The following is a 25,149-nucleotide window of genomic DNA, read 5'->3' as shown; positions in this document are numbered from 1 at the left end:
CCCTCTTTCAAGTGAACAGAAGGGAGAGCACCTTGTGAATGGAGTCTTAAGGGTATCCAAAGTGACGATTGCACTATTTGTGCTGCCTTGTTTATTGTTCTATATCGCATTTGTTTTCGCGCCGATTCTCGTATCCTTCTACTATTCGTTAGTTGAATGGAGCGGGATGGGGCTTCCAAAATTCGTTGGCATGCAAAATTTTGTGGAGATGTTTACAACAGATCCTATTTTCTGGCCATCGGTTGGCAGAACGTTCGTATTTGCGATTTTTTCTGTACTTGAAATCCCATTTGCTTTAGCTTTAGCTATCATTATTAGTCGATATGTGAGACGACCGAATTTCTTAGTGTCCAGCTACTTTATCCCCGTCATTCTGTCTGTTGTTGTTGTCGGGCAATTGTGGAGTTCGATCTACAACCCTGCATCACTTGGCGGTATGCTCAACAAGCTTCTCATTAACCTAGGACTCGAAAGTTGGACGCATTCGTGGCTTGCAGAGCCGCAGTTCGCGATGTATGCGATCTTCTTCGTGGCGCTCTGGCAGTACTTAGGTTATCACACACTCATTCAATTTACAGGCGTTCAGAACATCCCGAAGGAATTGTATGAAGCCGCACGAATTGACGGTGCAGAGGGCTTTACAGCTGATCGTTATATCACAATTCCTCTAGCAATGCCAGTCATTAAGATGTCTGTTGTGCTCGCTGTAATTGGTTCACTCAAAGCCTTCGATATGATTATCGTCATGACGAACGGCGGCCCGGCACATGCAACGGATGTGATCTCCACCCATATGTACAATGTATCGTTCTTGTCTTTGAAATATGGATATGGCAGTGCGCTGTCTACGTTCTTAGTCATTGAATGTTTGGTTGCGACCCTGCTGCTAAATCGGTTGTTCAAACGCTCGGAAGATCAAATATCTTAAACTAGAATGGAGGCTGTAATGGTGAATCAAGGCCATGCACCAGCAACAGTTGCGACACCCAAACTTACAGTTTCTAATCCGTATACACGTAAATTTTCGATTAAAAAAAGTGTCGTCTGGATTATCTTATCAATCCTGTTCGTGACGCAAGTATATCCGCTTGTCTGGCTATTGTTGTACGCGTTTAAGACGAATGCAGAAATCTTAGATGGTCAGTTCTTCGCATTGCCGAATTCCCTGCAATGGGTTAATTTCAAGGATGCCTATGTTGCTGGCAACTACCTCAAGTATTTAGGAAACAGTATTCTTGTAACCGGCGTGACCATGGTGCTTACAATTTTACTTAGCACAATGGCGGCGTATGCGATTGCAAGGTTTCGGTTTCGATTAAGTGGATTTGTGATGCTAATCTTTATGGTCGGTATCATGATTCCGATTCAATCGACGCTGCTGCCACTGATGATTATTTTCAAAAATATAGGTGTATTAAACACGTACTTCGCCCTAATCATCCCTTACATTGCGTTCTCGATTCCACTCTCGATCTTTATTCTAACGGGCTTTATGCGAGGCATTCCACATGAGATTGAAGAGTCAGCAATTATGGATGGAGCATCGATTCCTCGGTTATTCTTGGACATTATTCTGCCGATCTCGATCCCGCCTGTCGTTACTGTATGTATTCTAACGTTCATCTCCGTATGGAATGAGTACATCATGGCGGCTACATTCATCTCATCGGAAAAATTAAAGACACTGCCATTCGGCGTGTACAGTTTCTTTAGTCAGTATTCTACGAATTACAGCGCGATTGGTGCCTATCTCGTACTAGCTGCGATTCCAGTATTAATCGTCTATTTTACACTATCAGAGAAGATCACTTCGGGGATGGTGGCAGGGGCTGTCAAAGGGTAGAAATCATGATAGAATCAAGGCAACTAGAATGATTTGGGAGGGACCACGAACATGAAACTTTTTCGGTCCAATGCGATCAGTGTTTCGGTGTTTCGATGGTTTCTTCTTTATAATGTGGTGCTGTTCTCGGTTATTACATTCGGGTATTACAAGACGACGACGGATCAGATTAACGCAGGGATTGCTGAAGTTTCGAGGCGCAATGTGCTGCAAGCTGCGGATCATTTTGGCTTATTGATGAAAGGGTATGACAGCATATCTAAATCGATCACCGCCAATCTCGACATCCAGCGTCTGTTGTCGCGTGATGAGCCGAACCCTGTTGTGCAGGAAATTAACAGCCTCACTTTACAGAATATTCTGGGTTCAATCTACTATAGTCGAGATGACATTATTGGCTTATACATCATTACGAATAGCGGCAAAGTGTACAGTTACGGTAGTTATACCCAAGTTATCGATGAACACTATGCTTCGGCTCCTTGGTACAATGAACTGCGCAAATCGACAGGACAGATGACTTGGTTCGGTGTACGGAATACGTCGCTAATCAATACGATGCAAGCTGAGCCTGTATTCTCATTCGGACGGAGTTTATATAACATCTATGAGAATAAGCCGATTGGGATTGTACTTATCGAGACTGAGCCCAAAGGCGTCATGAACACGATAGATAATCTCCATATAAAGTACCAAGGAGAAGCCTACGTACTATCGTACAATAATCGGTTGCTCGCGTACTCTGGGTTTCCAGAAAAAGCACCACCTGTTCCGATTGATATCCCTTCGTTTGCAGAGGATGAACATACACAGCTAATCAATACACCCGGCTATTTAACCGTGGTAGAGAAGCAAAATCCACTTAATTGGAAAATCGTAAGCCTTACACCGAATTCGAATTTTAACAATGAACTCGATAAGAACAAGCGATTTATCTTCCTGGTGCTTGGCATTATGGTCGTGATCTCGATTGGGATCTCGATGTTCTTCTCACGAGTCATTACGGCTCCGATTAAGAAAATGGTTCATGAGATGAAGCAAGTGGAGCGCGGTAAATTTAACATTTTACAAGAAGTAAAGTCCTTTGATGAGATCAATTATTTAATCGCTTCCTTCAACCGAATGGTAAGCCAAATCGATCAGTTGATTGAACGTGTACGCTTTGCCTCGATTAGTGAGAAGAATGCACAATTGCATGCGTTGCAGTCGCAGGTTAACCCGCATTTTTTGTATAACACATTAGATATGATTTATTGGATGCTTGATGAAAAAGAGAATGAACAGCTTGGCAACATTATTCTGTCCTTGTCCAAAATGTTCCGTTACAGCAGCGATTGGGAGCATTCGGATGTGACGTTGCACGATGAATTGGAGCAGGCTAGCAATTACTTAATGATCTTGCAAGCAAGGGCAGATGGGCAACTATCGGTTCAATTAGATGTACCTGAAGAATGGCTGTCGATTCGTTTGCCGAAGATGAGCTTACAGCCGATCATTGAGAATGCGATTATTCATGGTTTAACGGTACGTGGAGGTCCAGGGAAGGTATCTCTTGGTATTGAGCAGGTAGGGAATCGGCTAGAGATTCGTATTCAAGATGATGGTATAGGTATAGGGCCTGAAAAGTTATTAGACCTTCAGATGAAGCTTATGAAGAGTGTGCAGGAGGAAGTGACATCGATGGGTAGCGGTACTACGGAACCCTCATCTACTGAGCAAGGCATTGGGTTGTTAAATGTACATAGACGAATTGCGATGAAGTTTGGTGCGCAGTATGGAATTCATATGGAGAGTATAGAGAATGTTGGAACGACGGTTTCGATCTTAATTCCTCTTGATGATCAAGGAGGCGTTATATGAATATTCTCGTAGTGGATGATGAGAAAGTTATACGTGAAGGTGTTAAACGTACGATTCAGCAGGCATTTACTCATATGCAGGTGTATACAGCAGGGTCTGCAGAGGAAGCTTTGGACGTATTTCGTAATGAGTCGATTCAGCTCGTGTTCTTGGATATTATGATGCCGGGGGTGTCGGGACTTGAGCTTATGAGCGCGATGCGCAAGACGCATCATGCCATAAAGTGGGTTGTCATCTCTGCATATTCAGACTTTAAATTTGCGCAAGAGGCGCTGAGACTCGGAGCGTTGGATTATATTCTCAAACCAATTGGTAAGGAGAAGCTGCGTGAAGTGATCTCCACAATCGAATATGAGTTGGAATCGGTCAAGGCGAAGGCATCCGATACTGGAATTCTAGATCATCATCTGAAATATATGCGAGAAGCGGTATTCCAACGTTGGATTCATGGACTGGATATCGGACGGTATGATATTTCCAAATTGCAGAAGTCGTTTACTAGTTTTCATCTAATATTCGTTCGGATAGGGTCCAAGGTTCAGGAACTGAATGTGAAACATTTTATTATAGAGAATGTACTGACTGAACTGGTAGAGACGAGGGGTCACGGATTCGTAGCGAGCTTTGATCGCAATAGCTTACTTGGGGTTGTTGCGGTGCAAGAAGGGGTGACGATAAGGCAATTTGAAGAGGAGATTCGGGAGCATCTGGGGAAGTATCTCAAAGTTCCTTATGAACTGCTAACGAGTCCATTACTTTGGGATTTTGAAGCGATTCCGTCAGAGGTTCGCAAGTTCCAGCAGGGTGAGGTATCTTCGATTAATTACTTATCCATGGGTAAGAATGAGGACATGATCGATATTGCGGTACAGTATATCAAGAATAATTTTCAAGAAAACCTGTCCTTAGAGAAGGTCGCGTCTGTTGTGTACTTGAATCCGATTTACTTCAGCCAACTGTTCAAGCAGAAGACAGGGATTGGGTATAAGGATTATGTGATTCAACTGCGACTAGAGCAGGCAAAGCGACTACTCGCGAATCCTAACTTGAAAATTACCGATGTGGCCGGTCAGATCGGCTACCATGACATCCGCCATTTTACCCAAGTGTTTCGGAAAAAGTACCAGATAACGCCTTCTCAGTTCCGGAGTATGTTGTGAGGGGTACCATGTAGATGCACGTTACAAAAAATCAAAAAACCTTCCTGCCAAGTCCCTAGAAGGAACTGGCAATGAAGGTTAATCGAAGTTGTGCAGAGGGTCAAATGGTTAACTCCCCAAGTCGAATTAACTCTACAACAGCCTGCGAACGCCCTTTGACATTGAGCTTTTGCATGACATTGGAGATGTGATTGCGCACAGTTTTTTCAGAGATGAATAGCTGCTGCGCTATATCTTTGGTTGTTTTATCTTGTACTAGCAACTCAAAGACTTCACGTTCACGGTTTGTTAACAGAAATTTATTCTTATGTTCGCTGCCCTTCAATGTGTCACCCCTCCTTGCCAAGATTGTTGTAGTTACAAGGGTAAGGGATACAGTCAAAGTTATTTTATGAAGGGCGATATACATTGGTGTCGTTATCACAAAAAAATGGGCTAATATATGCAGATGGTTGATATCCTAGAACAAATTCCTAGTCCTTAATCACTTTCTTCAAATAAATAAGCAGCCAGATCATAGCTCCACCCATGATGGTATGACTGAGTCCTGCCATATGCGGCAAGCCAGCGAAGTCAGTACCTTTGACTTGCATAATCCCTCTTGCGATTAGCGTTCCGATTGTTCCTAGTAGTCCAATGTTATAGACGATGAACCATGCTTTAAAGCCTTTGCGCTGATGGATTTGGAACACTTTTGCCAGCAGCATCACGATTAAGAAGAACATAAATCCAAGCACTAGAATGTGCGTATGTGCAACCCCGAGCACCGTTTCACCTGTAAACTTTTCACCCTTCGTAAGCTCCCTGTAAAAAATACCTGATAAGAGTCCTAGCACTAAATACGTAAATGCAGCGTAATACAATTTTTTCATAGTTGTTCACTCCTTGATTGTTTGTTTTGTTGATTCGCTTGCGGATTCGATTTGCGCTTATTCATCATCGTCATGATACCCGGAAGTAAGATACCACGTACGAGGAATGTATCAATGAGAATACCGAGTGCCATGGTCATTCCGAATAGGAAAAGCTCCTGCAAAGGCTGGGTAATAAGCACGCAGAATGTAGCGGCAAGAATAATCCCTGCGGATGAAATTACGCCGCCTGTAAAGCCAACTCCGCGCTCTACTGCCTCCCTCCAGCTGTATAGTCTCGCTTCTTCCTTAATGCGTGAAACAAGCATAATGTTGTAGTCTACACCGAGTGCTACCATGAAGACAAAGGTGTACACCGGCAGGCGATAGCTGATGGAATCATACCCAAGTATGTTGTGGAAAATCATCCAGCCAATGCCGAGTGTTGCCCCAAAAGATAGCAGAATCGTTGCGATCATGTAGATCGGCATGAGAATCGAACGTGTTTGTAAGACAAGCATGATTGTAATAAATACGGTTACGAGCGAGAAGAGTAGAATCGTATCGCGTGTATTCATCGCTTTGACATCCAACTGCTCAGCCGTCTGACCTGCAAAATGCAGCTCATAATTCGCTGCGCCGAGACCACTGCTTGTTAGCATGGTTCCAGCTTGAGTGCGTAGATTGCTCACAAGGTCGAGTGCTGATTGATCATATGGATTGTCTTGCAGCGTCAATCTGAGTTTAACGGCTTGTTTCTGATCCGATAAAAAGTTCTTCGGAAGTGTAGCAGATGGATCCGCTGTTAGTGCTGATAAGTCTGGTGAGATTGAAGCGATGCCGCCTTGTTTTTTCATATCCTCAATGAGGGTATTCATGTTCTTAACGAACGTTGAATCAACTTGAATGTCCTTGTTCGATTTCAAAATAACCGTGACTGGCGCAAGCTCACCCTTCGGATAACGCTGCTCCAGAATATCAAACCCTTGGCGTGATGAGATGTTGTCTGGGAATGACTTCATCAAGTTAAATGAGAAATTCATCGTTGTAACATTAAGTGCCGAACCGATCAGTAACACGAGCAAGATCACGACTGATACAACAGGACGCTTGGTAACGCCTTTACCAACCTTGCTCCAGAACCCTTTCGGATTCGTAATGCCTGTTTCGTTTGTCACTTTCGGTACGAACGGCCAGTAAGCTTTGCGACCTAATAAGGTGAAAATGCTCGGGATAAGCGTTAATCCGGCAAGTAGAATGACGACAATCGCAACGGAGAACACCGGTGCAAAGTGGTTGTATGGCTTAAAGATGGTAACGAACAATGTTAACATCGCGACAAGCACTGTACCGCCGCTAAAGACAAGAGGTTCTGCTAGATGAGTCATCGTTGTTTTCATCGCATCGTTCTTGGAATTTTGCTTTCTAAGCTCCTCTTTGTAACGAGAAATAATAAACAAACAATAATCCGTAAGTACCGCGAACAGCATCACCATCATAATGGAGCTGGCTGAGCTATCCACGACGAACCAGTTATTTTTCGCGGCAAAACCTAAGATTCGGTCCACGACCTGATAGACGACTCCTGCTAATAATAAAGGAATAATTGCCAAAAGGGGTGAGCGATAGATCACAACGAGAATAACAAGAATGAGCACGATGGTTGCGATCATGAGCACGAAATCTGCATTTTTAAACAATGTCTTCGTGTCTGCCGAGATACCCGCAGGTCCTGTAATTTCGAACTGAACCCCATCAAGCTTCGCGTCTTTTACATGATCGCGGATCGCTTGAAGTGCGTTATACACTTGATCAGATGTTGCATCCTTCGTAAGTGCAATGTTCAGAAGTAACGTTGTTTTATCTTGAGAAAACATGCTTTCCTGCACTTGTGGTGGCATGCTGTGATAAGGCAAAGCGCTTGCTACATCTGCAGGCTTCTGATCAGAAGCGAGCCATTTGCTCATGTCGAGAATGCCTTGACGGTCATCCGTCGTTAGCCCACCTTCACGGTGGAACACAAGTAATGCGGTAAGTCCGTCTTTCGATGGAAACTGTTCACTAGCAATTTGCTGTGCAACGGCTGCAGGTGTATCTTCGTGAATACTGCCTTCTTTACTGCTTTGTGCATAAAGTTTGGAGCCAGGTGCAAGTGTGCTGAGAAGGATAATTCCGATGAGCCATACGGCGATGACGACTTTCGCGCCTTTGGAACTGCTGGTATATGCAGCAAGTCTCTTGAATGGATTTCGCATAAAGTTCAACTCCTGTCCTAAGAAATCGTGTAGCTTAATCTTAAGACAGAAGTATGAACGGAGAGTGAACGGGGGGTTACATCTGGTGGGGAGAGTGTGTTCAAAAAGTTGGGGACACTGCGAAAAAAAGAGTCACTTCCGGTCGCTGTCTCAATCATGAATTTTGAATTGTTTAAATGGTATTTTCACGATTTCAAAGGCGAACGCTTCGCTCCTCCAGTGACTCTTTTCTTCTCCGTTAAACTTTTTGAACACCCTCTAAGGGTAGCAATTAAGGCAATCGCACAATTATCGTCGTGCCTTGTCCTACCTCACTTTTTGCTTCGATTGTGCCTTGGTGCAGGTGGATAATTTTCTGAACGATGGATAAGCCTAAGCCGCTGCCGCCTTGTGAGCGATTGCGTGCGCGATCAACTTTGTAGAACCGTTCGAAGATTGACGGCAGATCTTCTTCAGGAATACCGATACCACTATCGGCAATCTGCACCTTCACAACATTGTGCACAAGTTCAATATGAATCTGGATCGTACTGCCCACATTTGAGAACTTAATGCTATTGGTCATGAGATTCAGCCAGACGAGATGCATGAGCTGCTTATCTGCGTTAACGTGAATAGCGGAGGAATCGAGGTTAATCTCGATCTGTTTCTCCGTCCACTGCCACTCGGTCATGATAATAATCTCTCTGAGCTGCTCATCCAGCCGGTAGATCGACTTTTTCAGCATATTAGACTCTTTATCCAGCGAAGCGAGTGTCAGCAATTGTTTACTAAGGGAAGACAATCTGCGGCTTTCGTTATCTATAATAGTGAGATAGCGCATACGTTCCTCGGGAGATGTATCCTTGTTCATCGCTTCACTAACGAAACCTTGTATCGAAGCGAGCGGCGATTGAATTTCATGCGATACATTACCGACGAACTCCTGCCGCATATCATCAAGCTGCTTGAGTGATTGTGCCATGGAAGAGAAGTGAGAAGCTAAGTTGCCAATCTCATCTTTTCGAGTTACATCAAGCTTAAGTTCGTAATTGCCCTCCATAATCTGCTTCGTTGCATTCGTTAGGGACTTCACAGGTCTTACAATATATCTTGTAAAAATAATGACGAAGATCATGCTGAAGAAGAATGTGAATGACAGTAAGGTCGCCATCAGATAGCGAACTTCACCGATTTGCTGCTCCAGATCAGGACGCACGAACAAGGCGTACGGCTTGCCTTCTATTTGCAGCGGGATGCCGACACTGTTGCTCAGACTATTTTTAAAAAAACTGGTGAAGAAAAAGTCCTTCGGCTGCTCCAGAATGCTGTACGGTTGCTTGATTTCGAGCACTTGTTTCTTGAATGTATCCTCAAGGTCTAAGTACTTGAACGCCCGTCCATAGAAAGTAGCAACATATTGCTCATTTACCAAGGCAAGCTGGAATCCCATTCCCGAAATGTGGTTTAAATAGGTATCAGATCCGCCATTTGGCGCAGTTTCAACCAGCGATTTGACCTCTTGAGCAATACTCATCACTTTTTCCTCGTAATACGTCTTGATATGGGCTTGGTAGTAAATATTCGATGCCAGAAAGGCAAGTCCAAGACTCATGATTACAATAAGTAGTGAGATGATGACAACGCGAAAATATAAGGTTTTCACAGACCCACCACCTCTAGCTTGTAGCCAACACTGCGAATTGTCGTAATGATGAAATCCTCACTACGCTGGGAAAATCGCTCGCGGAGTCGCTTAATATGTACATCAATCGTGCGGCTATCCCCTTGGAAATCCGCTCCCCATATAAGTTGGAGTAACTGCTCACGGGTATATATTTTTCCAGGGAAACTAGCGAGTTGGGAGAGCAGTTCAAATTCTTTTAGCGGCAAAATAATCGTCTCATCCCCGGCTTTCACTTCGTAACTGCTGCGATCAATGACGACCTTACCCAGACGAATCACATCCGACGATACCATCTGATAGCGGCGCAGCAGCGCTTTGATCCGGAACAACAGCTCCTTCGGCTCAAATGGCTTCACCATATAATCATCTGTTCCAGACAAGAAGCCGATTTCTTTGTCCTTCACATCCCCCTTCGCGGTTAACAAGATCACGGGAATATCGTAATACTCTCGAATTTCCTCACACAGCTCCCAACCATTCTTCACTGGCATCATCACATCAACGACAGCAAGATGGATCGTTTCTCTCTCCAGAATTGTAGAAGCTTCCCCACCATCAGCCGCGCCGAATACGATGTATCCCTCTCTTTTTAACATCAAAGTCAGTAATTCTCGAATATGTGAATCGTCGTCTGCGATTAGAATATGCATGCCCAATGTGCTCACACCTACGTTTCATTATGAATTGCTTTTATTGTGAGGGAGTGGAATTAGTATTGTCAAATGTGGGAAAAAACCAGGGTGCTTTTTCTCTTCTTCTTCAAAAATGATTTCCAATTATTATACAAATTTGGCACTTGATGTATTTAATTAGAAAATATAATATTAAATAGTTAATTTGGATTAAAATTCCAATATTAATGCGTGCACATTATTTTATATTAGAAAGGAGTATTGTCGGGAAAGGAAGCGCTTTAACTTTCATGATTCTGACAAGGGAGATAAAACCATGACGTACAAGAAGAGAGAAAAGGCACTCGATGTCTGGAACAAGGAATTTGAGTCGGGAAAGTGGACTGAAGTGTTTGAAGCGCTAGATGAAGTGCCTCGTTATAGTGTTGTGAGCGGGATTGCACAAGCGTTTCATGAGAGCGCCGCTATTCTGGATCTAGGATGCGGTCAGGGAATGATTATGAAATATGTCCATCAATATGGTCATTATGTCGGGGTGGATTTTTCAGAAGAAGCTCTCAAGTTAGCCCGGCATCCAACAAGTGATCGATGTACATTCATCCAGTCGGATTTGGAATATTTTACACCAGAAGAGCAGTTCGATTTGATTATCTTCAATGAAATCTTGTACTACTTCGATCATCCGCTGGACTTATTAGAACGTTATCGGACTTACTTACGTCCGCAAGGGGCGTTTATCTTATCGCTGCAAGACAGAGAAGCTTCGACGATCATTCGGCACAATATTAAAGAAAGCAGTGAATACGACATTCTATCCGATGTTCGGATCACGACAGAAGCCAACAGCTGGACGGTTTCCTTGATTCAACCCCAGCTTTATGTTGTGAAAATGTAATTTAATGATTTCGCCGGAGGGATGAACGTGTTCGTACTAAATCGCTATCGCGCAAGTGTCATTGTCCCGACTTATAATCGGGCAGAACTTCTTCGTTTAACTTTGCGTTCACTTGCTTGCCAGACACTGCCTCATACGGATTTTGAGACGATTATTGTTGATGATGGATCATCCGATCATACGAAGGATGTTGTGAAGAGCTTTGAGCATAAGCTCCAGATTAAATATGTATATCAATCTGACCTTGGGTTCCGTGTAGCACGGGCTAGAAATTTGGGTATTCAATTAGCGGAAGCGCCGATCTGTATATTTATCGATTCAGGTCTGTTATTATCCCCCGCATGTATAGAGCACCATGTCCACGCTCATGAGAGTTCAGATCAGCCTACGGCTGTTATTGGCTATGTCGCTGGATTTACCCAGCACGATGGGAATAACGACAAGCTTATGAAGGCAATAGATCTGGATGATTGGACACAAACCTTCGCATCTGTTCGAAGTGACGTATTGTTCGATGACATTCGAGAAGAATGCTATCGCAAATACAAGGATAATTTAGCTGACCTGCCTGCACCTTGGGTGTTCTTCTGGGCTGGCAATGTGTCTGTTCCAACCGCCATGCTGCGACAGATTCAAGGGTTTGACGAGAAGTACGCATCTTGGGGCGTTGAAGACGTAGATGTTGGCTATGCTTTATTTTTGAAAAATGTTCGGTTCGTACTGCGCAGAGAAGCGTTAACGATTCATTTTCCCCATGAAAAAGATGAGCATGAGAACAAGAAAAATTCCCAAGAAAATCGCAGTTACTTCCATGCCAAATACCAGACACCTGAGACAGAATTGCTCATCACGACGAGATGCTTAGATATGAACGATGTCCTGCTGCAAAGATAGAACATATTCCATATATCCGGGAGAGGTCAGATGGAGAAAACCAACCAATATAGAGTGTTATTCAGTGATGCGGTTCGTGAGCCTACATTTCTGCACCATATCGATTATGTGGTTAGGGAAGATTTGTATAACTTAAGCGGTGATGCGCTTGGCAAGGTGATTACTCAGATCAATCCAGATGCAATTGTCACGTCGGATCGTATCTTAATTGCATATTTGTTAGATCTGCAAGATTTGTCCTTAATCCGTGATTCCATAACGCTTGTATATGCGATTAATCAGGAAGGTTCCATGCTTCATCGGGGGAATGATCGGTATCATATTGTCGCTTGTGCGGATGCAGATTTATTGGAAGTACAAGTGTTGCAATATTTGGAAGGTCAGCATAATCACAAGTTTGTGTTGCATTCGCGGATTGCCACCCCTAAAGATGCTCATATTGCCATCGTTGGAGCAGGTATCGTGAACCTGATTTCAGCGCTCTATTTGGCAGATCAGGGATATAAGCTTAACGTCTATGCGGCAGATCCACCTCCCTATAATGAAGATCGTTGGATGGATTATGGCTGTACGCTCTCAGGAAGTGATGCTCGCATTTTTTCATTTAATGAATCCCGTCATCATCATTATTATGGAAATCCACTGCTCGAAGCTCCAGATGATCAATATCGCAAGTCTGTATCTGAGAATGGATGGTTGAGCACACCGAATGATCATCTAACCGCTTCCGATTGGAAATGGATTGAACAATTTGAAACGTATCCGCAATGGGTGTTCCAGAAAATACAGAATGAGATTTTTGATTTTAACAAAGAAAGTTATGTGCTGTGGAAAAGCCTCATTAAGCAGTACCCGCAGTTAATTACGGAGTCGGGTTATGTGGATCGGTTATTCCGAATCTATTCTACAACGGATCAATATGAGGCTGGGGTGCGATCGGAACGAGCATTAGGCGCATTCATACGCGAATTGGATCATGATGAGATGAAGGAGCTATTCCCAAGTCTACAAGAAGCGTTTGCTGCTAACACGATTCATGGTGTGATTGAAGTTGAAGGATTCGGCATTCATATACACAAGTTGGCATCTGCACTTCTAAAGCTTTTACAGGAAAAAGGAGCCGTATTTCATTGGAATTGGAACTTTGACCGCATTGAGTTTAATGAATCGGGTCAAGTGAAGTCTATCTATTCGGGTGAAGAAGCTATTACTGCGGATTGCTATGTGGTTTCTCCGGGCGTCCCTCGTAATGGATTCCTTCAAGGGACGAATTCACAAGGTCAGCTTGGAGCGATGATTGGTTGCTGGGTTACACTGCCGAATGATTCGCAAGCCGAACTTAGCTTTCCGATCAAAGTTGCCAGGGCAGGTTACGCTTCACAAGAAGCGGCTGCGGGTGCCAACATTATTCCCGGTGTGGATCGACATGGCAATTCTGTTATTCATATTAGCTCTGGCCACGGTTTTCTAGGACTGGATTCAAGTAATATACATGAAGCGTATTTGCAAGATTTATCCCGTGCTGTGCATGAAACAGCGAGAAGTTTATTCCCAGCTTTATACCGTAAGGCCGAGGAGTCAGGCGTGTTTCAGTCACCTATTCGGTATTGTATAAGGCCGTGGACACCCTCTTGTCTAGGTGTGTTCGAGACGATTCCAACAAGTAGCGATGGGCTGTTTGTCGTGACAGGAGGTCACAATACAGGCGGATTCACACATGCGATGGCAGTTGCTCATGCCGTGGTTAAGGCCCTCGATGGTCATTCTCACCCGATGCATCGTTTGTATCACCCAGAGCGGCTCAGCAGCTTTTTTACAGCTAAGGATCAAACGCAGTCCGCAGTTCGTTCTGTGATGGGCTTGGTATAAATGTTGGTCTATCAATTTGGGGTTATTTAGGATACAGGGGGTATAGGGATGAATAAGGATTTAGTCTCCACGATCATACCGAATTACAATAACGCGCCGTATATCAAGGATTGCGTGAATAGTCTGCTTGCACAAAGCTACGACAACATGGAGATTATTATTGCTGATGATGCCTCCACAGACGGTTCCCAAGACGTGATTGCCCAGTTAGTGGCTCAGCATAACCATGTGCACGCGATATACAATTCGCACAATATCGGCATTACACGAAACCGTAAACAAGCCATTCAGTTGGCACAAGGTGAGTATCTCAACTACTTAGACAGTGATGATTACATCCAGAATCCAGATAAACTCGAAGCTGAAATGGAAATTATTCAATATTATCGTAAAAAATATGCCGAAGATGTCATCGCCTTCTCCGATGTGGCGATTGCAAATGGCAAAGGTGAAATTGTGAATCGATTTCGTGATATTCGACCTGTAAGAGAAGGCTATATCACAGCTGAGCTGATGACAAGACGCTGCTTAATTCCGCAGAACTTTACTTTTCGTCGCGATTTGTATGACGCAGTTTGCGGACACGATGAGACCATTCCTTTTTATGAAAATTGGGATCTCAAAATACGCCTAAGTGCGAAGCATCCATACATCTTTACTGGCGTTCCTGGTTTCGTATATCGCAGACATGGCGAGGGGTTATCGAATCAGAATGAAGCTCTTCATCATGAATGGGTAAGGCGGATTGCGGAGAAAAATCTCGTCTTGATCGACGAATTCGAACAGCCGATGGTAAAGCGATGGATCGAGCAAATGCTGCTGCAATTAGGGGATGAACTAAACTTCATCAATAGCCACCTTCAGAAGCAAGGCGTGCAAGGATGAGGATGCTTAATATCGCAATCGTGGGCTGTGGGCCATGGGGTCTTGCCGTGCTGGAGAGATTCATTGCTCATTGTACTCGGATTCAGCAAGATCAGACCATGTTGAAATTACACGTTATTGAACCGAATGAGGGTGGAACTGGGGTCTATTCGGATACGCTGCCGGAATATCTACTGCTTAATACTGAGTGTGGCAACATTCACTTATTCGGAAGTACATTTATGGAACCGCGTGAGCCACGTAAGGGATATGAGATGAGTTTCTATGAGTGGCTCCGTACCCATCAATATAAAGTTGAAGAAGATGGTGTGATGCGGGAGGTAAAGCCGACCGATTTTGTCGCTAGAAAATGGTTGGGAAACTACTTGAATGGGGTCTTTCAGACCCTTCTTTCCCATCTTCCATCGAACATGCAAGCCCAGCTCCACAAGGCAAAGGCAACTCAGATCATTAGGCAAGGAGATCAAGAGCAGATCGAACTAGACAACGGTTTTTCGCTCCTCGTAGATAAGGTGTTTCTTACCGTGGGTCATGCGGATACGATTCAGTTCGAATCAGGCTTAGGTGCACAACATGATGTGCCGGGGCAGGTGTTGCCACCTTTTCCTCATCAGCATGTTCAACAAGTTGTGCAACCTGGGGAGTGCGTACTACTTGCAGGTATGGGATTAGCTGCAATTGATGTAATCAGCTATCTCACGATTGGTAGGGGCGGCGTATTTAATCGGCAGCATTCTGGAGAACTTGTGTATCAGCCCTCAGGCAAGGAACCTCACATTATTCAATTCTCAAGAAGCGGATTGTCTTATCGATCACGCCCAATCGGGATACAGGATACAGCAGGTACGTATAAACCAACTTTTCTTACGAAAGAACGCATTGACGAGCTGCGTAAGGAACATCAGGAATTGGATTTTCGAGCACAGGTCTTGCCGCTTCTGTATGACGAGATGAAGTTGAGGTATCGCAGTAAGCAGGCAGAAGATTTACTTGAGAGGGTCGAAAATCCATATCGAGATTTTGATCCTGAGGAAGCGATCTTCGGTACTTGCAGGCGGTATGAGAATGCAGCTGCTTTTCAGGAAGAGATGTTTAGGCAGCTTCGATGCGATGTGGCGGAGTCTAAATCAGATCACGAATCTCCATCCAAAGCAGCAATTGAGCTCATTCGCGTGTTACGAGATATGTTCCGATATGCAGTCGATTTTGGCGGGTTAACGGCGTCTTCATTTCGCGATTTCAGGATGAATATTATGCCGATGTTCTACCGAGCGGTTGTCGGTCCACCTGTCCATAAGACGGAGCAGCTCATTGCACTCATGAAGGCAGGTATTGTGAAACATTCACTTGGCCCAGCACCTGTTATTGAATACGAGGCGGACAATAGGCGTTGGTATGCGCGTTCGGTACATTTGGATCAAAGGCAGGAAGTATATGCATCACATTATGTACTTGGCTACAATGATTCGAATTTGATGAGTCCTCCATCATCTGTACTATTGCAGAATTTACAGGCCAGCGGGCGAATCCGATCCCCTTATTCATCCTTACATCTGCAAGGACTTGGTGTAGCATGTGATCCTGACTTTCATCCAATTAATGAAGCGGGCGAAGCGGAACGTCATATATTCATACTTGGACTTCTGACAGACGGTAGTCGCCATTTCAATCTTTACTTGCCTTCGCCGCGCAGTCGAGCTCGTGCTTTCTATGATGCAGATCAATGTGTCGTGGAAGTCTGGAAAGAAATGGGTGGTAACAAGTGAGAGTCGTGATGAATAAGTCGGTGTTTGGCTTTCTGCTCTCGTCCTTGATCCTAAGTTTTGGTATTAGTTTCTTGAATCCAATCATTAGTCTGGTATTGGTTAATGTTAAAGGAGTCTCCCCATTTGATATGGGGATCTTCATTTCCATTATGACGCTGCTGAAGATTGTAACGGGTCATCTATCTGGCATCATTGGAGATAATCGCAGCATTCGAAGAAAAATTCTCTTTGTTAGCCAATTTTTCAATGTAATTGGGTTATGCGGCTTTTTACTGTTAAACAATTATTGGTTGTTGTTATGTGTCGTGGGTCCGCTTCTTGCACTTGGGAGTATGGGGTCTTCCCATCTCATGGCACTAGGCAGGGTCTATTCCGATACAATCGAACAGAAAAGTGCAACGCAATTAATAACGTGGATGCGCACGATGATTACAGTTGCATGGATTGTGGGTCCGCCAAGCGTATTTTTCATTATTGAGGAATGGGGATTTAACTGGTCGCTCGTGCTCGCAATGGCTTTCTCTGTGCTGCTGTCGATGTCGATCTGGTTTCTAATTCCGAATTTCGAGGTGAAGAAACCGAAGCGGGAAGCAGGGGAGAAACTGCAGGGCTGGATGAACAATGGTCCGTTACTAGCGATTCTCTTCGTGAATATGTTTGTGAGTTTAGCGGACAGCTTGTATGCAATCTCGATGCCGTTATATTTGGTCGAAAGTCTACATTATGAAGCACGCTGGGCGGGGTATATATTTGGAGCAGCAGCTGGAATGGAAGTTATATTTACCTTATTAACAGGGCTTGTTGCAGATCGGATTGGCAAAGAAAGATTGGTTGTAATGGCGCTCATCTCTGGTGTTGTTTTCTATGGACTTTTGTTATTTGCAGATTCAAGGTTCAGCCTCATTGCGATTCAGCTGTTCAACGCTATTTTTATAAGTGTGACAACCAATTTATTGATCATTATTATTCAAGACAAACTGTCTGAGCGACCAGCGATGGCATCCACGTTATATACGAATAGCATGCGCGTTGGTAATATGTTTGCAGGTTTAATTGCAGGTATTGTCAGTCAATGGTTTGGTTTCAAAAGCGTGTTTATCCTCTCATTATTCATGGCGTTGGTGGGATGGATGGGTATGCTCTGGATCAGACGAAGTCGTCTACAAGCAGTTCATACAGGCGTTATTGGGGAAGGAGTCGGGGGCAAATGACGTCATATCCAGTTATGATCATGATGTTTCATAGTATATTGACGGAGTCCAAGCTTGCGAGTCGATTGATCTCCTATCCAAGACAAGAGATGTCGATTCAGGATTTTAGAACGATTATTCAAGGTTTGAGGTCAAGAGACTATCAATTTATATCGCTCGATGAACTGCATACGAGATTGGAGAATCAGGATCAAGACTTAAAGCGTTATCCGTTCGTGAGTTTCACATTTGATGATGGGTACACGAATAATTATACGAATGCCTTACCGGTTATGGAAGAGTATCAGATTCCATTCACTCTGTATTTGACAACGGGATACCCCGATCATGAGATTATTCATATGAGCGAAGCGATTGAAGATTTAGTACGGAATCAAGCGGGTGTGACATTGAAGGTTGAGGATGTTACACATACCTTCGATACTTCTACATTGGCTGGCAAAATACAAACCATTCGCGACATCGAGCAGTTGTTAGCACAAAAGTGTTCAACTGTGCAGGAAATGGTGGAATTGTTGAAAATCAATGCCGAATCGTATCGTCATTATGGGCTGAGTTGGGAGCAAGTTCGCAAGCTTCATGCACAACCGCTCTGCACGATTGGAGCTCACACTCGGACTCACCCTAATCTAACGCTGCTTAGTGAGGATGATCTTGAGCGTGAATTGGTAGAACCAAAGGCGAGGATTGAAGAGCAGCTTGGTACGGTGGTTAACCATTTCTCGTATCCGTACGGTCGATATAACGATCTTGTTCGTGAAAAGGCAACTCAGGCAGGGTATAAGACAGCGACAGTTACACGTGGAGGTCCGTTTATTCCTAACTATTATGATCTGTATGCTTTACCAAGAGAGTGCGGCATACCACATTTTCAATTCCCAGAGCATGATTCGCTTGCAGGCAGAGAGGTGAAGTAAAGTGAAGAGCTTTAATAACATGTCGATCCAGGCATCAGAGAATAAAGTCATGCTCACCTTCGATGATGGACCTAACCCTGTGTATACAAAGGAGATTTTACATGTGTTGCAGCAGTATGGAGTTAAAGCTGCTTTCTTTGCGATTGGACAGCATGTGTTGGAGTACCCAGAGGTGATCCGTGAGGTTGCAAATTCGGGGCATACGATAGGAAATCATACGTATTCGCATCCGGATCTGTTAGAGATCAGTCATGAGGAGATCTTAGAGGAAATCGCAAGGACAGAGCAGGCTATTGTTCGGCTAACTGGCGAAAAGCTATTCTTGTTTCGACCACCTTATGGGCATTTTGATGATGCTATTGTGGAGCTGGTGCGGCAGCAGGGATATACCTTTTTGACATGGACACGGAAGTTGGATTCGCGAGACTGGCAGTATGAGGATGAGCATGTAATTGTTGAATATATGATGAAACGTATGGAGAATGGCGGGATTATGCTGTTCCACGATTCCTCTAATGAACGAGATGCATCACGTGCACATACAGTAAGGACGATTCGTATGCTGATTCCGTTATTGCTGGAACAAGGTTATCAGTTCATAGATCCGCAAGAGTTGCTATTACAACCTAGGATAATTACTCATTCGATAGATGAGGTCAAGTATTTTTGACTAATGCTATAATGGTAGGAAAAGGTAGTCAGGAGGCTGTTCCATGAGTCAGGCTGATCACATTGCTGAGCTTGCTAAAGACATGCAGGGCAAGTCCTATCATGAGTTTCTTCGTGTTTCATCGATGAGTGCTGGGATTTATCAGTTACGAGCTGGCGAGAAGGATTTACAGTCGCCGCATACGGAAGATGAGATTTACTACATCATTGCAGGAAAGTCTCAGATGACGCTTGGTGATGAGGAAATCGAAGTAAATGCAGGTTCGATCATTTTCGTTGAGGCACATTTAGAGCATCGATTCCACACGATAACAGAAGATTTGCAGATCTTGGTGCTGTTCTCTCCTGCGGAGTATGCGAACAGAAATTAATAGTATTGCTTACAAGTAAAACGTGACTAAGAGATTCCCTTATACGGAATCGATAGTTGCGTTTTATTTATTCCTTTTAATACGCAAATAATTTACTAGATTAACCAAATGAGTTAAGATTGGTAAGTCTATTGTATATTTTTGGATGAGGAGGAAGGTGTGGTATTGTCTGAGATTTCAGAAATGATCGTTTGTGTGAATCATACATAAGGAGGCAATTGATAATGAGATTGAAAAAGAAAAGTTTAATCGCAAGCGCGTCCGTATTGGTAGCGTTAGTTGGTTGTGGGTTTTCTGGGGATGGTAGCTTGTCGAAGGCGAAGAGTGAAGACGTGAGGGTTGCGGCTGTAGCATCGGGACAGTTTAAGGATATTAGTGGGCATTGGGCGGAATCCAGTATTAAGCAAGCTGTAGAGCAAGGTTATGTAAATGGATTTCCAGATGGAAATTTTCTACCGGATGATAATGTGACAAGAGCTGAGTTTATTAAGATGGCTGTATCTGCACTTAAACTTCCTGTCGGTTCTGCAAGTGGTAACTGGTATACGCCTTATGTGAATGCTGCTCAATCTGCAAGTATCTTCGTATCTGGAGATTTCGGAGATTCGGATTGGGATAAACCAATTCCTCGTGAAGAAATGTCCAAAGTAGCAGTTCGTGCAATCGGAAAGAATAATGTTGAAGACAAGCAATGGATGTATATAGCAACTCAGAACGGTGTTATATCGGGTACTGCACCTGGTGTACTCTCTCCGGAGGGTACATCGACAAGAGGGCAAGCGGTGTCTGTCATTGAGCGTGTTCTTTCTGTAAAGAGTGGAAAAACACTTCCTGTTGATAAATACGCAGTCTCAGCAGCGGAAATTCTTTGGCGTAAAACCAACGTATTTACGGTTATTCCAGAAATTTTCAAGGATGATCTACATACAAGACCAAACCCCGGTAATAGACAACCTTGGAAGACAGAGAATTTGCGAATTACAGGGAAGGATGGTTCAGTAATTCAAGTCAATAGTTTAATAGCGATCGATTGGAATGATCCGAAAGACCCGAATAGGAAACTCTTGCCTGCTACTGAAAATATTAGTTATAACAGTCCAACTAGAGATCAAATACTTACTAACGATCTACCATGCTATATCATATTGTTAGATGGAGGGTTAGTAATTAATAAAAGCCCAGAAAAGTACAGCATTACTAACATATTAAACATGGCCTTATATGGGTTTGGAGAAAAGGAAAACGGGACACCATTAGAAGGGATAGGAAAGCTAGAATCATTAGATAAATCTAAACCGATACGTGGACTTATTATCCCCAAGAATTATAGTCTCAACAATAACTATGTAAGGTTATCTGTTTCCAATATTACAATAGCCGGCATGGAACCAGTTGGAGGGGTTCTCGTAGAAACACGCCCGGAACAGAAGTAGAGGGACATGCAGATGAAGTATAAAAGAATTATTAGCACACTATTAATCTCAATATTAGGTATAAATCTGGTTCTCAATTATCAACAGCTAGCAACCGCAGGAACAGAAACTACAAAAATATTGGATTATGAGTTAACAGGGTATACGAGTAGTTATGAATACGGGGGGATCCTTTTTACGGATAAATCGACTCTCCAGGTGAAACCAATTACAGTTAATGCACCTCCTGGAAAAGTCATTAAAAAGCTTGAGTGGGTAGATGAGAACACAAAAACTCCGCTTAGGAGTGTGGCAGGTTTTACTCCAAATGTTGCTAGATATACAATCTCAAATGAAAATCTGAACGGAACTAAATATAACGTGAAATCGGAAGAGTATGCTAATTATGGAGGGGTTTACTATTGGGATCGGTGGTCAGTCAATGACTCCGCTCATGATAATGGGAAGCTATGGAAAGCAGGGGGGGGTAAAGTTTCAGTATACGACAACACAGATCCAGTAAAATGTAAGCCTAGAACCTCTACTGAATTTGAAATTAAGGATGATAAGGGGAGGAGCTATCAAGGATACGAAATTCCTAAATATCCAAACTGTTATGACGATGAACTTCAGTCTACTCTAGAGCGAAAGAATGCTTTTAATATTGTTGATGAAGGTCCATTAGAGGATTATTGGATAGATACTCCCGGTTTATCAAAATCAAGGTCAGATGTAAAGGCAGTAAATGTAAGAGTAGATTACGTAACCGATATGCAAAGTGGATCAGTTCCGACGCATTGGGGAACAACGGATAGAACTACATTAGCAACAGATCAACTGGTTGTAGAAGCTGATCCAAACTTACTCACTGTATCTATCAACTTTACCCAGACTTTTAACAATGATAAGTATAAAGACTACTGGGCGAATTTTGGAGCAAAGCAAGTTCATTATTTCAATAAGTTTTACGCTGATATTATGACAATTACCTACGCCTATAAAGACAAGTCACTAATGGCCACATATGCTGACGGTAAAGCAGGACTAACAATATCGGGAAACACATGCGTTGCACCGGGTGGTACAACACAACTGACAGCTACACTTGTAAAAGTCGACGGCAGTTCATGGCCTCTTACTACTCACCCTAATCTTACATGGACAAGCTCAAGCACAAGTGTTGCAACGGTAAGTTCAAGCGGAGTAGTGTCTGCTGTTGCATCATCAGGGAGTACAGATATTACCGCACACTTCATAGATGACACTCAAAAACTTGATGAAAAGGACAGTTTCACAATTAGTGTTGGAACTGGATCATCGTGTAAAGATGCAGGAGGTCCGGTTGATCCTGATCCCAGTGGTAGTTGTAAGTGGGTAATTAACTCTCCTAGTAAATCATCAACCATGCCGGGAGGAGTAACAGACCCTTCTGCCACGGGAGTCATTAAAGCAGATAGCCGAGGAGCAGAACAGTTCGACGTACTTCAAGGCATTCCGACTTCTGAATCGTTATATACCAATGCACTGGGGTATAACTATCTCTACAAACAGATGTGGGATCAGATGCGAGGTACCATTACTTATAACTGCAAAGTAGATGTTACGTATGTACTAAAATGGCAAAAGTCTGTGCCACCTACTTGTGGACCGGCACCTGCAGGTTGTAAACCAAATCCACCGCTGCCTATGGAAGAAACAGTAGACAAAACATACACGTTCACACTGAGCCCAAGGAATTATTCGTATTGGCTAATCAACTCACTAGAAGTATACAAGCTAATTCATGCATCAATGAGCAATTATGCTTTGCCTGGTGGAACAGTCACGTTGAATCCTGCCGGGTATACTGCCCCGACTTTATCATCACAGCAAGACGCGAACGTACAGAATCACGTAGTACCTGCCGAGACAAGTGCAATAAATTTCACTCCTCCGGTTGTCACGGGTGGCCTAGATTCAAAGCCCTCGGTACCGGATGATACAGGAACATTAAAAGGCATGGCAGAATCAGGTACACAAGATCCAAAAGTAAAAAACGATACTGTCACGTTCAATGGATCTACAATTATGAGTGGAGCTCAGGCTACAAAGGACGGCCCAACTCCTTCAAACATACCGAACCCAACGATGATCGGACAAGATGTCTTGTACAAGTCAGGAAATGTCATTAGTAAGTCATTGACGAACAAAGCGAATACACCAAGCACCGGAACTATATCGTATGAGATGATTACGGGTAATGTTGGTGGACCGACACTTCCAAACACATTTCCGATCAACGGAATCAACACCGTCACCGTGCACACTCCCGTCGTCATCTATGCATCCATCTCAGACGATAAAGCTCACAACCAGAAAACCGTACCCGCATGGGATCGATCGGCAACGATATTAGATCGACCGTTCACCGTGTACATGCCAACAGATGGTCAGCATCGCAACATACCGGGTTATGGTGATCGTGATTATGCGAAGTATGTGAGGAATAAGCAAGTGTGGTTCCCATTCGATGTATACACCGGCGACAAGTCTTTCTTCTACCCCAAGGAAACATGGATCTCGATCCCTGTAAACCAAGAGGCGACGACGTTCTTCATGCCAGTATGGGTGGACGAAGGGTTCTATGATGTGTTATTCCGTACGATTGCAGAAAATGCACCTGATCCGTTTACGAATCAACCGAATGCGAACTTGGATTTGACCCACCACGTGGCATCTGATGTTATTCCAGTGGATGTAGTCGGTCGCTTGTATGATTTCCGTATTACGGACGTTCAAGATTTCAATTGGGAGACGGTATTCCGTACCGAGCAAGGAGCGAGTACACACACAGGTAATTACTATTGGTCAGGTCCGAATCAGATAGACGGAGATCCAAGAGGCAATCAAACACCATTCTTGCTTCCGATCCGTCAAGGCAGTCATCCTGAGAAAGGTTATCGCAATGTGTCGGTGAAGACGGGTTATTCATTCAAATTCGATATGAAAACCAAAGGCGATATGTTCCGATTTGACGATTCGATTCGAATAATACCTACATTCTACTATGTAGACAAGGACGGTCAGAATAGACAAGAAGTGGATCTATACTACCACTCGGACGATAAGCGATTCATTCAAATCGGCTCCAAAGATGATGTTCAGAAAAGATACATGGTGCTCGATCAGCGCCTGCGCAACGTACCTGCCAGTGACATTACAAGATCATCAAGCGCACTGTGGGAATTGTTCTCCAAACCTTTGAATTGGAAAATGGACAAACCGACCTACACCGCAGCTTTTGCGGAGCATGCAGCCAAGGAAAAGAAGTATATCGGTGGATACCCTCTTGAACTGCTCATTTCCGATGTGCGAACGCTCATTGGTCAACAGGACGTTCCGCCAAGCGTAAACCCTTACCGTGTCCAAGCTGCCGAGCAGAAGTGGTACGGGGAATACAGTATTCCTGCGGCTGCTTATGTGGTTAAGAAGGGAACGAACATCCCAGATTACGGTATCAAGAACGTACTCGATGAGAAGTCCGATATCTTCTTGAAAAATGGCTACGTCATTGTGAATTTCAATTTTGAAACGATCCAGAACAGAGACATTAACAACCCGCATCTTCAGTACATCAACACACCAGCAATGCTACAAACCGATCCGAATCGGAATCAGTGGACATTAGAAGGTTACCGAAGAAGTTTCACAGACCCTTACGGTAAGACGTTCAATCTACGTGACGGTGATGTCGTATTCTACCATGCGGATCAATCTTCTTATGATGACTTCCGTTCTGGCGGAACACATTAAATAGCGACCCCCCCAACGATCTGAAGTGACCCCTAAAAGTTAGACACGGTTATTTCATCAGGCAGCTTGGGTGAAATGAGTTCGGTACTGTACCGGACTCATTTTTAATTTTGCCTTCATCCGTTTCGTATTGTAGTAATCTATATATTTTTCTAGTTCAGTTTTAAAATGCTCCACACTTTCAAATTCCTTTAAGTATAG

Annotated in this window: 21 protein-coding genes; 15 read left to right on the top strand and 6 right to left on the bottom strand. The window is 43.6% G+C overall.

Annotated elements, in window-relative coordinates:
• Positions 1–34: 34 nt before the first annotated feature.
• From NV379_RS21215 to NV379_RS21200, 4 genes are read left to right on the top strand one after another with little or no spacing between them, the layout of a single operon-like run.
• On the top strand, positions 35–928 hold the full coding sequence (locus NV379_RS21215; protein WP_258209350.1) for a carbohydrate ABC transporter permease: 894 nt from the start codon (positions 35–37) through the stop codon (positions 926–928).
• Between the two features lie 18 nt (positions 929–946).
• On the top strand, positions 947–1,843 hold the full coding sequence (locus tag NV379_RS21210) for a carbohydrate ABC transporter permease (RefSeq protein ID WP_373426143.1): 897 nt from the start codon (positions 947–949) through the stop codon (positions 1,841–1,843).
• Positions 1,844–1,894: 51 nt separating this feature from the next.
• Positions 1,895–3,703 carry a sensor histidine kinase gene (locus NV379_RS21205; RefSeq protein WP_258209349.1) on the top strand — a complete coding sequence of 603 codons (1,809 nt, stop codon included), beginning with the start codon at positions 1,895–1,897 and terminating at the stop codon, positions 3,701–3,703.
• The gene (locus tag NV379_RS21200) at positions 3,700–4,863 is read left to right on the top strand and encodes a response regulator (protein WP_258209348.1); all 1,164 of its coding nucleotides are present in this window, start codon (positions 3,700–3,702) and stop codon (positions 4,861–4,863) included. Before NV379_RS21205 ends, NV379_RS21200 begins: the two co-directional genes overlap by 4 nt.
• A 100-nt stretch (positions 4,864–4,963) precedes the next feature.
• On the opposite strand, the gene NV379_RS21195 is transcribed toward NV379_RS21200, so the two are convergent.
• The 5 genes from NV379_RS21195 to NV379_RS21175 all read right to left on the bottom strand — a co-directional run bounded on the left by NV379_RS21195 (position 4,964) and on the right by NV379_RS21175 (position 10,285).
• Positions 4,964–5,188 carry a helix-turn-helix domain-containing protein gene (locus NV379_RS21195; protein ID WP_258209347.1) on the bottom strand — a complete coding sequence of 75 codons (225 nt, stop codon included), beginning with the start codon at positions 5,186–5,188 and terminating at the stop codon, positions 4,964–4,966.
• Between the two features lie 148 nt (positions 5,189–5,336).
• Positions 5,337–5,735, bottom strand: coding sequence for a DUF2871 domain-containing protein (locus NV379_RS21190; RefSeq protein WP_258209346.1), 399 nt, complete (start codon positions 5,733–5,735; stop codon positions 5,337–5,339).
• A complete protein-coding gene (locus NV379_RS21185) occupies positions 5,732–7,969 on the bottom strand; it encodes an MMPL family transporter (protein WP_258209345.1) in 2,238 nt (745 codons plus the stop codon). The genes NV379_RS21190 and NV379_RS21185 overlap by 4 nt, the downstream gene beginning before the upstream one ends.
• A gap of 271 nt (positions 7,970–8,240) precedes the next feature.
• Complete coding sequence (locus tag NV379_RS21180) at positions 8,241–9,614, bottom strand: sensor histidine kinase (RefSeq protein WP_258209344.1); 1,374 nt, start codon at positions 9,612–9,614, stop codon at positions 8,241–8,243.
• Complete coding sequence (locus tag NV379_RS21175; RefSeq protein ID WP_373426148.1) at positions 9,611–10,285, bottom strand: response regulator transcription factor; 675 nt, start codon at positions 10,283–10,285, stop codon at positions 9,611–9,613. Before NV379_RS21175 ends, NV379_RS21180 begins: the two co-directional genes overlap by 4 nt.
• A gap of 298 nt (positions 10,286–10,583) precedes the next feature.
• Between NV379_RS21175 and NV379_RS21170 the strand changes: the two genes are divergently transcribed.
• The 11 genes from NV379_RS21170 to NV379_RS21120 all read left to right on the top strand — a co-directional run bounded on the left by NV379_RS21170 (position 10,584) and on the right by NV379_RS21120 (position 24,948).
• Positions 10,584–11,162: a class I SAM-dependent methyltransferase gene (locus NV379_RS21170; RefSeq protein ID WP_258209342.1), complete on the top strand. Its 579-nt coding sequence runs from the start codon at positions 10,584–10,586 to the stop codon at positions 11,160–11,162.
• A 27-nt stretch (positions 11,163–11,189) separates the two neighbouring features.
• The gene (locus NV379_RS21165; RefSeq protein WP_258209341.1) at positions 11,190–12,056 is read left to right on the top strand and encodes a glycosyltransferase; all 867 of its coding nucleotides are present in this window, start codon (positions 11,190–11,192) and stop codon (positions 12,054–12,056) included.
• 30 nt (positions 12,057–12,086) lie between these two features.
• A complete protein-coding gene (locus NV379_RS21160) occupies positions 12,087–13,925 on the top strand; it encodes an NAD(P)/FAD-dependent oxidoreductase (protein WP_258209340.1) in 1,839 nt (612 codons plus the stop codon).
• A 48-nt stretch (positions 13,926–13,973) separates the two neighbouring features.
• A complete protein-coding gene (locus NV379_RS21155; protein ID WP_258209339.1) occupies positions 13,974–14,810 on the top strand; it encodes a glycosyltransferase family 2 protein in 837 nt (278 codons plus the stop codon).
• A 2-nt stretch (positions 14,811–14,812) separates the two neighbouring features.
• Positions 14,813–16,576 (top strand): FAD/NAD(P)-binding protein, encoded by a 1,764-nt coding sequence (locus NV379_RS21150; RefSeq protein ID WP_258209338.1) that lies wholly within the window; start codon positions 14,813–14,815, stop codon positions 16,574–16,576.
• 8 nt (positions 16,577–16,584) lie between these two features.
• A complete protein-coding gene (locus NV379_RS21145; RefSeq protein ID WP_258209337.1) occupies positions 16,585–17,787 on the top strand; it encodes a sugar efflux transporter in 1,203 nt (400 codons plus the stop codon).
• Positions 17,784–18,704: a polysaccharide deacetylase family protein gene (locus NV379_RS21140; RefSeq protein ID WP_258209336.1), complete on the top strand. Its 921-nt coding sequence runs from the start codon at positions 17,784–17,786 to the stop codon at positions 18,702–18,704. The genes NV379_RS21145 and NV379_RS21140 overlap by 4 nt, the downstream gene beginning before the upstream one ends.
• Before the next feature lie 19 nt (positions 18,705–18,723).
• Positions 18,724–19,374: a polysaccharide deacetylase family protein gene (locus tag NV379_RS21135; protein WP_258209335.1), complete on the top strand. Its 651-nt coding sequence runs from the start codon at positions 18,724–18,726 to the stop codon at positions 19,372–19,374.
• Between the two features lie 43 nt (positions 19,375–19,417).
• Positions 19,418–19,744: a cupin domain-containing protein gene (locus NV379_RS21130; RefSeq protein ID WP_258209334.1), complete on the top strand. Its 327-nt coding sequence runs from the start codon at positions 19,418–19,420 to the stop codon at positions 19,742–19,744.
• 224 nt (positions 19,745–19,968) lie between these two features.
• Entirely contained in the window at positions 19,969–21,177 is a 1,209-nt protein-coding gene (locus tag NV379_RS21125) for an S-layer homology domain-containing protein (protein WP_258209333.1), read from the top strand.
• 12 nt (positions 21,178–21,189) lie between these two features.
• Positions 21,190–24,948, top strand: coding sequence for a DUF5704 domain-containing protein (locus NV379_RS21120; RefSeq protein ID WP_258209332.1), 3,759 nt, complete (start codon positions 21,190–21,192; stop codon positions 24,946–24,948).
• A 57-nt stretch (positions 24,949–25,005) separates the two neighbouring features.
• On the opposite strand, the gene NV379_RS21115 is transcribed toward NV379_RS21120, so the two are convergent.
• Positions 25,006–25,149, bottom strand: a 144-nt coding sequence (locus tag NV379_RS21115; RefSeq protein ID WP_258207824.1) for an IS3 family transposase, incomplete at its 5' end; no start/stop codon positions are given.

Origin of the sequence: Paenibacillus radicibacter, assembly GCF_024721995.1 — a bacterium.
GTDB lineage: Bacteria > Bacillota > Bacilli > Paenibacillales > NBRC-103111 > Paenibacillus_AM > Paenibacillus_AM radicibacter.
This window is presented reverse-complemented; position numbering and strand designations above follow the sequence as displayed.

Coding starts and splice junctions, on each gene's coding strand:
- NV379_RS21125 (WP_258209333.1), top strand. CDS start 19,969: ATGAGATTGAAAAAGAAAAGTTTAATCGCAAGCGCGTCCGTATTGGTA.
- NV379_RS21145 (WP_258209337.1), top strand. CDS start 16,585: ATGAATAAGTCGGTGTTTGGCTTTCTGCTCTCGTCCTTGATCCTAAGT.
- NV379_RS21205 (WP_258209349.1), top strand. CDS start 1,895: ATGAAACTTTTTCGGTCCAATGCGATCAGTGTTTCGGTGTTTCGATGG.
- NV379_RS21190 (WP_258209346.1), bottom strand. CDS start 5,735: ATGAAAAAATTGTATTACGCTGCATTTACGTATTTAGTGCTAGGACTC.
- NV379_RS21120 (WP_258209332.1), top strand. CDS start 21,190: ATGAAGTATAAAAGAATTATTAGCACACTATTAATCTCAATATTAGGT.
- NV379_RS21150 (WP_258209338.1), top strand. CDS start 14,813: ATGCTTAATATCGCAATCGTGGGCTGTGGGCCATGGGGTCTTGCCGTG.
- NV379_RS21130 (WP_258209334.1), top strand. CDS start 19,418: ATGAGTCAGGCTGATCACATTGCTGAGCTTGCTAAAGACATGCAGGGC.
- NV379_RS21175 (WP_373426148.1), bottom strand. CDS start 10,285: ATGCATATTCTAATCGCAGACGACGATTCACATATTCGAGAATTACTG.
- NV379_RS21135 (WP_258209335.1), top strand. CDS start 18,724: ATGTCGATCCAGGCATCAGAGAATAAAGTCATGCTCACCTTCGATGAT.
- NV379_RS21185 (WP_258209345.1), bottom strand. CDS start 7,969: ATGCGAAATCCATTCAAGAGACTTGCTGCATATACCAGCAGTTCCAAA.
- NV379_RS21140 (WP_258209336.1), top strand. CDS start 17,784: ATGACGTCATATCCAGTTATGATCATGATGTTTCATAGTATATTGACG.
- NV379_RS21200 (WP_258209348.1), top strand. CDS start 3,700: ATGAATATTCTCGTAGTGGATGATGAGAAAGTTATACGTGAAGGTGTT.
- NV379_RS21170 (WP_258209342.1), top strand. CDS start 10,584: ATGACGTACAAGAAGAGAGAAAAGGCACTCGATGTCTGGAACAAGGAA.
- NV379_RS21160 (WP_258209340.1), top strand. CDS start 12,087: ATGGAGAAAACCAACCAATATAGAGTGTTATTCAGTGATGCGGTTCGT.
- NV379_RS21210 (WP_373426143.1), top strand. CDS start 947: ATGGTGAATCAAGGCCATGCACCAGCAACAGTTGCGACACCCAAACTT.
- NV379_RS21155 (WP_258209339.1), top strand. CDS start 13,974: ATGAATAAGGATTTAGTCTCCACGATCATACCGAATTACAATAACGCG.